The 6,874-nt window shown below is 54.4% G+C and carries 3 protein-coding genes; 1 reads left to right on the forward strand and 2 read right to left on the reverse strand.

What is annotated here, in order from left to right:
- Nucleotides 1-102: 102 nt before the first annotated feature.
- Together RC85_RS06925 and ppdK are read right to left on the reverse strand one after the other, a co-directional pair.
- Nucleotides 103-435, reverse strand: coding sequence for a tetratricopeptide repeat protein (locus RC85_RS06925; protein ID WP_068260321.1), 333 nt, complete (start codon nt 433-435; stop codon nt 103-105).
- Nucleotides 436-632: 197 nt separating this feature from the next.
- On the reverse strand, nt 633-3,296 hold the full coding sequence (gene ppdK, locus RC85_RS06930; protein ID WP_068260322.1) for a pyruvate, phosphate dikinase: 2,664 nt from the start codon (nt 3,294-3,296) through the stop codon (nt 633-635).
- A 1,695-nt stretch (nt 3,297-4,991) separates the two neighbouring features.
- Here ppdK and RC85_RS06935 point away from each other — a divergent pair.
- Nucleotides 4,992-6,629, forward strand: a complete 1,638-nt coding sequence (locus RC85_RS06935) for an integron integrase (RefSeq protein WP_235033114.1) — start codon at nt 4,992-4,994, stop codon at nt 6,627-6,629.
- Nucleotides 6,630-6,874 lie beyond the last annotated feature (245 nt).

Consider the following 6,874-nt stretch of genomic DNA (forward strand, 5'->3'; position numbering starts at 1 on the left):
TGTCGATAAAACTTGAAAACCTCGCGAGCAATCGCGAGGTTTTTTTATTGGTGACTGAACGCCGCGACTCTTAAAAGCAATGACGCTTAAAAGCAATCAAGATCAACCTTGCGCAAGTGACTGGCCCTTGGCCATCGCGTCTTCGGCTTTGGTGATGTATTGCTGGTCGTCGGTTCCTGCCCACGCTCTTTGGTAGGTCACGCTTAATGCCGTGTAGTTGAACGATTCCTCGGGTTCAAGTTCAACGGCTTTCTCTGCGTGCTTGATCGCTAATTCATGCTGGCCGGTTTTTGTGTGGACTCGAGCAAGCGCAAGATGTGCTAACACAAACGTTTCGTCTGCAGCCACGATCTCGTCGAGCCCGACCACCGCTTCGTCGTACTTCTCGTCGTCGATCAGCTTTTCTACTTCGTTGTACTTTTTGTAAGGATCCATCGTTCAGTTCGTTTTGATGTAGGCCGTATTGAGTGGAGCGAAATACGGCAAATGCGCGGATGCCGTATTTCGCTCCACTCAATACGGCCTACCCAATTCTTTCGAACCAAGATCATACGAAAAAAGCCATCTCTCGCCGATGGGAGAGATGGCTTAATGCTGGAAACGGCAATTCTAAAAACAGCCGAATCGAAAAACTATGCTTTCGCTCGAAGTGCGGCCTGTGCGGCAGCCAAACGTGCGATTGGCACACGGAACGGGCTGCAACTGACGTAATCAAGCCCGGTGCGGTGACAGAAGTCAACCGAAGCTGGATCGCCGCCGTGTTCGCCACAAATACCGATCTTCAACTTCGGCTTGGTGCTGCGACCCTTTTCAACGCCCATTTCCACAAGCTGCCCAACACCGCTCTGGTCCAATGATTGGAACGGGTCAACGTGCAGAATGTCTTGCGAGAGATAATCGGGAAGGAACGTGTTGATGTCGTCACGGCTGTAGCCGAACGTCATTTGCGTCAGGTCATTGGTACCGAAGCTGAAGAAATCAGCGTACTCGGCAACCTCATTCGCCGTCAAAGCAGCACGCGGAATTTCGATCATGGTACCGATCAAGATGTCCAACTTGCCGCTGAACTTCTTGGCCGTCTTGGTTTCTTCGATCGTTTCTTCGACCTTGGCTCGCAACATCGAAAGCTCGGCTGCGGTTCCGACCAACGGGATCATGATTTCCGCTTGCGCCTTGATCTTGCGTCCAGCACAGTTGATCGCGGCTTCGACGATCGCACGAACCTGCATTTCCAGGATTTCGGGATAGGTGACGCTCAAACGGCAACCACGGTGACCCAACATCGGGTTGGATTCGTGAAGCGCTTCGGCTCGTTTAACAATTTCCTTGGGCTTCACGTCCAACTCAGTTGCCATTGCCTTCTGTGCTGCAACTTCGTGAGGCAGGAATTCGTGAAGCGGTGGGTCCAACAAACGAACGGTGACAGGCAGACCGTTCATTGCCTTGAAGATGCCTTCAAAGTCTTTGCGTTGGAAAGGAAGCAACTTCTTCAGTGCAGCCTTACGATCCTTCTCAGTCTCGGCCAAGATCATGGCACGCATGTGAATGATTCGGTCGGCTTCAAAGAACATGTGCTCGGTACGACAAAGGCCAATGCCCTCGGCACCGAACTCACGAGCTCGCTTGCTGTCCGCTGGTGAATCGGCGTTGGTGCGGATGCCCAGTGTTCGATACTCATCAGCCCACTTCATCAACTTGGAAAAGTCACCTGAAAGTTTTGGCTCTTGAGTTTCAACTTCACCGGCCATCACTTCACCGGTCGTTCCATCCAAGCTGATCACGTCCTTGGGGCCGAAGGTGCGACCGCTAACCTTGATCTTCTTTGCCTTTTCGTCGATGACCACTTCACCGGCACCAGCAACACAGCACTTGCCCCAACCACGGGCGACGACGGCGGCGTGACTGGTCATTCCACCGGTGCTGGTCAAAATACCCGACGCAGCGTTCATGCCATCGACGTCTTCCGGACTGGTTTCCTTACGAACCAAGATGACGCTTTCGCCGGCTTCCGCACGTTCGCGTGCTTCGGCGGCGCTGAACGCCAACTTGCCAACCGCGGCACCAGGCGACGCGGGCAAGCCGCGGCAAAGAACATCGGCCGCGTTGCGAGCGGTGGGCTTGAAGCTAGGCAGCAATAACTGAGTCAAGTCGTTCGCAGGAACCCGCATGACGGCTTCCTTTTGATCGATCAATTTTTCCTTGACCATGTCGCAGGCGATCTTGACCGCAGCAACTCCGGTGCGTTTACCTGTTCGCGTTTGAAGCATGTACAACTTGCCACGCTCGATCGTGAACTCGATGTCCTGCATTTCAGCGTAGTGATCTTCCAACGTTTTCTTGATCGCCAGCAGTTCTTTGTGAACAGCACGATTCCACTTCGGCATTTCAGCAACAGGTTGCGGCGTGCGGATACCAGCAACGACGTCTTCGCCCTGAGCGTTGATCAGGAATTCGCCAAAGAACTTGTTTTCGCCAGTGTTTGGGTTACGCGTGAACGCAACACCGGTGCCCGAATCGTCGCCCATGTTTCCATAGACCATCGATTGAACGTTCACCGCGGTTCCGAGCAATCCGCGAATGCCTTCGATTTCGCGATAACGTACCGCGCGAGTCGTGTTCCATGATCCGAAGACTGCTTGGATCGACAGTTCCAGTTGCTTGATTGGATCCTGTGGGAATGCTTCGCCGGTGTGCTTCTTGAACAGTGCTTTGTAGTCTTCGCAAAGCTGCTTCAAACCTTCGGCGGGTACTTCGGTGTCTTCGGATACTTTGTACTTTTTCTTGATCTTGTCGAACGCTGTTTCAAACGCGTGGTGATCCATTCCGACAACCACGTCGCCGAACATGTTGATCAAACGACGGTAGGCGTCGTAAGCAAAACGTTCGTTCTTGGTCGCCTTGGCAAGCCCCTTGGTTGCTTCGTCGTTTAGACCCAAGTTCAAGATCGTGTTCATCATGCCGGGCATACTGACCGCGGCACCACTGCGAACACTGACCAAAAGCGGGTTGGCGTCGTCGCCGAACTTTTTACCCAGCTCCTTTTCCATGATCTTGACCGCTTTGGCAACTTCATCCATCAACCCAGCGGGAAGTTTTTCACCTGACGCGATGTAGGAAGCACAGCATTCGGTTGTGATCGTGAATCCGGGAGGAACCGGCAATCCGATGTTCGTCATTTCGGCCAGGTTCAAACCTTTGCCGCCCAGGATCGACTTGCTCTTACCTTTGCCTTCGGTCTTTGTTTTTCCGAAGTAATAAACCATCTTGCTGGGTTTGGTCGCAGCTTTCTTCGCCATTGTTTTTCTCTAAGAAGTTCACGAATCGTATCAGTGATTCGGCGTGGTTAATGATTCAGCGGAATGCTCAGTCGCTCGCCAATCGTACTGAGCAAACGACAAGTAAACAGCGTTCAACATTGCCTGAATCGTAAGGAATCTTGCTGTTTTGATCGGGTAATGTATTTGCGACCCGCGGTTGGGTCAATGACTTGACGCACCAGGCGGACCTAAAAGAAGCGGGAGAAATCGTTCGAGACGAATCGCCGCTGGGCCGTTTACAGCTTGACCGGCCATGGCCAGGGCGATTCAAGCTTCAATCGCAGCCTAAAATGCTGGTCTGGAACGTATCCGCATCTCGCCTGGGCGGGCGTTTCAAAGGATTTATCCCACAAATTACACCACCGAATCGTTTAACCGCGCGGGGCGATACCCAACGCGGTAGAAATCGTTTAACCGCGTGGGCATCGCCCCGCGCGTCCGGGGCCGCACAACGCGCGGGGCGATGCTGGGCCGCTAAATCATTGGGGTTGACATGCATTTAGGTGGTTTAGTTTTCATTCCTGTTCAACAGGCCGGAGGCCGACACATCTTTGCCGGTGCGTCAGCCACCGGAATGATTGAGACAAGAACCGCTAGCCCGGAGGGCGACACAACGAAGGCAATCTGCCGCCCTCTGGGCTATTGGATTCGCTTTTTCCGTGGACCGGTGGCTGACGCCACCGGCAAAGATCTGCCGCCCTCTGGGCTAAGACCTTCGATGGTGAGACAGGATAAAAACGGCGCAAGCCGATAACTCCACAACCCCAAACTTTTAGCGGACCAGGCGATGCCTGGCCTGATGGAAATCATTGCAACGCAGCAAATTGGGCAAGCTGCACCATGGCAGACAACACGAACTGGAATGCTGCGAAGCATTGTGGCAACGGCACATTTTCCTGATCGCCAGTATGTAGGCCGTAGCGAGCGATAGCGAGTTACGGCAATTTGCGCACCGCCGTAACTCGCTATGGCTCGCTACGGCCTACTTTCAAGGGTCGAGACAAGCTGACAACGACACATTTTCATCAGTCCAGGCGTTGGGTGTAAGGCCTCCGGCAGTGCGGTGGGCCCGGCCGCTTACGCGATCACGGCTCACGGTTGTGGGTTGTGGGTGGAGCGTTTTGAGGATTCCGGATAGCTAGGCTCTGGAATGCTTGAGCAAGGTTGTTTTCATGTCAGAAAAAACCCTCGCTTACGCATTCGGATTGGGAAGGTTGGGGATTTGTTCGGTAGGCCCGGCCGCTTACGCGATCACGGCTCACGGCTCACGGGTGTGGATTGTGGGTGTGGGTTGTGGGGTTGTGGGGTTGTGGGTGGAGCGTTTTGAGGATTCCGGATAGCTAGGCTTCAAAGATGCTTGAGCTAGGTTGTTTCCATGTCGAAAAAATCCCTCGCTTACGCATTCGGGTTGGGAAGGTTGGGGGTTGTTCGGTGGGCCCGGCCGCTTACGCGATCACGGCTCACGGTTGTGGGGGCGCGGGTGGGGATTTTGGCTTGCTTTTGCTGGGGGAGGTGGTGTACATTTGGTGACCGTTGACTGGCGAAGATCTTGGATTGCTGCGGGATTTTTGTTTCTATTTGATGACCAAATGTAGGGGGGGCGATGCGATGCCGTCGGATTTGTTTATTAAGCCTGGAAGTGCGGAGCAGGAGCTTCGTTGGGCGAAGATTTGGATGAATCAGTTTAAGTTCTTTATGGCGAAGTACCCTGGAAGCGAGTCTGACAAGCCCGTTCGCGTTAACGGGGAATTGATTCAACCGGGGCCAGCTAAGTTGAAAAGTCAGGGGCATAAGACTTCATCAGGTAAAACTGATGATGTCAGCGGAGATGCGGGGTCGCAGAAAGGGAAAGCTGGCGATGGTGAGCCGTCGGGATCAGAAGAAGCGGCGAGTCAGGAGAAGCAATTACGGACGCTGGGTCACTTTACTGCTTACAACGTGATTCGGTTCTTGAAGTCTAAGCGGGACGAGGGCATGCCGGCTTGGAAGCGGATGAAGGTCATTCGGGCGTTGATGGTTTATCGCCGTGTGGTGTTGCTGTTGCCGGATGACGATTTGATTCCGTTGATGATGAAGATGGAAGAGATCATTATCCTGGAGCGGTCTCGCGAGGCCGGTTACGATTCGGTTGAAGAGGCGGTCGGGAAGATCGATCCATCGGAAATCGATGCCGTGCAAGAGTTTCGGCGAGCGCTGCGGAAGGACGGGAAGCGTTTGCAGACTGAACGTTCTTATGTGGGCAAACTGAAGAGCTTTATGATGGCACGGGGACTGACGTGCTTGAGCGACTTTGACAACATCGGGGCGGCCGACGTTGAGGCTCACTTGACTGACTTGGCTGTCGATGGCAACGTCGCCGCGTCGACTCAGAACACGGCGTTCCATGGGCTGCTGGCGTTTTTTAAGTTGGTGTTAAAACGTGACATGGGCAAGATCGAGGCGATCCGGGCGAACAAGGGAAAGCAGGTTCCGACGGTAATGAGTGCGGATGAGGTGGGCCGAGTTTTTGACGGGCTCGAGGGAGTTCATCTGGTGATCGCTGAATTGCTGTACGGTTGTGGTATGCGGATCAGCGAGGCGGTTCGGTTGCGGGTGAAGGATTTGGATTTTGATAACCGACGGATTGAGATTCATCAGTCCAAGGGTGGGAAGAGCCGGGTGGTTCCGATGCCGGAAGAGTTGGTTGAACCGCTGCAACGTTTCATGGCGACACGCAGGGCGCTTCATGAGCATGACGTTGCGGATGGGAGGGCGTCGGTTTGGTTGCCGCATGCGTTGGCGAAGAAGTATCCGTCGGCACCGCGGCAGTTTCGTTGGCAGTATTTGTTTGCGTCGTCGCGGTTTTCAAAGGATCCGCGAACGGGGCGTTTTCATCGGCATCATTTGCATCACGACACGTTTCCGATTCACCTGCGCCGGGCGGTCGAGGCGGCGGGGATTACGAAGCATGTGACCAGCCATACGTTCCGGCATTGTTTCGCAACGCATCTGTTGTGGGACAACACTGATATTCGGCGAATTCAAATGTTGTTGGGGCACAGCGATGTGAAGACCACGATGATTTACACTCATGTGGACAATCGGATTGGACCGGTGGTGGTGAGTCCGTTGGATCGATTGCGTGCGGAGGTGAATTCGTCGGAACAGGATGACGAGAAGGGATCTGGTGCCGATGAAGTGCGCGAGTGCGGTGCGGCTTATGCGGTGAGGCGGCCGCGGGTGCAGCCTCAGTCGCGGTTTCAATCACGTGCGAGTTTTCGTGCGCGAGGGGGGCCGTGTTCGCAGGCGATGGTGAGTTGTGGGGCGGGGTGAGGGGCGTTGGTTTCTGGCCACGAAGGGGCACAGGAGGCACAAAGGGGGCGGGGTCTGGTGGCGGAAGAGGTGCAGTGGAGGACGCGCGGGGCGGTGCCTGGGCTGGTGAAAGTTTGGGGTTGACGCGGACATTGGAGGTCCAAGTTTTGTTCCGTCCCTACTGAAGTACGCCAACGGCGTTGAACACCATAGCCCAGGGTTAAGGTTTTGCGAGCGTAGCGAAGCAAACCGCAACCCTGGGTTGA

This window comes from Rubripirellula obstinata (genome assembly GCF_001642955.1).
Taxonomy (GTDB): domain Bacteria; phylum Planctomycetota; class Planctomycetia; order Pirellulales; family Pirellulaceae; genus Rubripirellula; species Rubripirellula obstinata.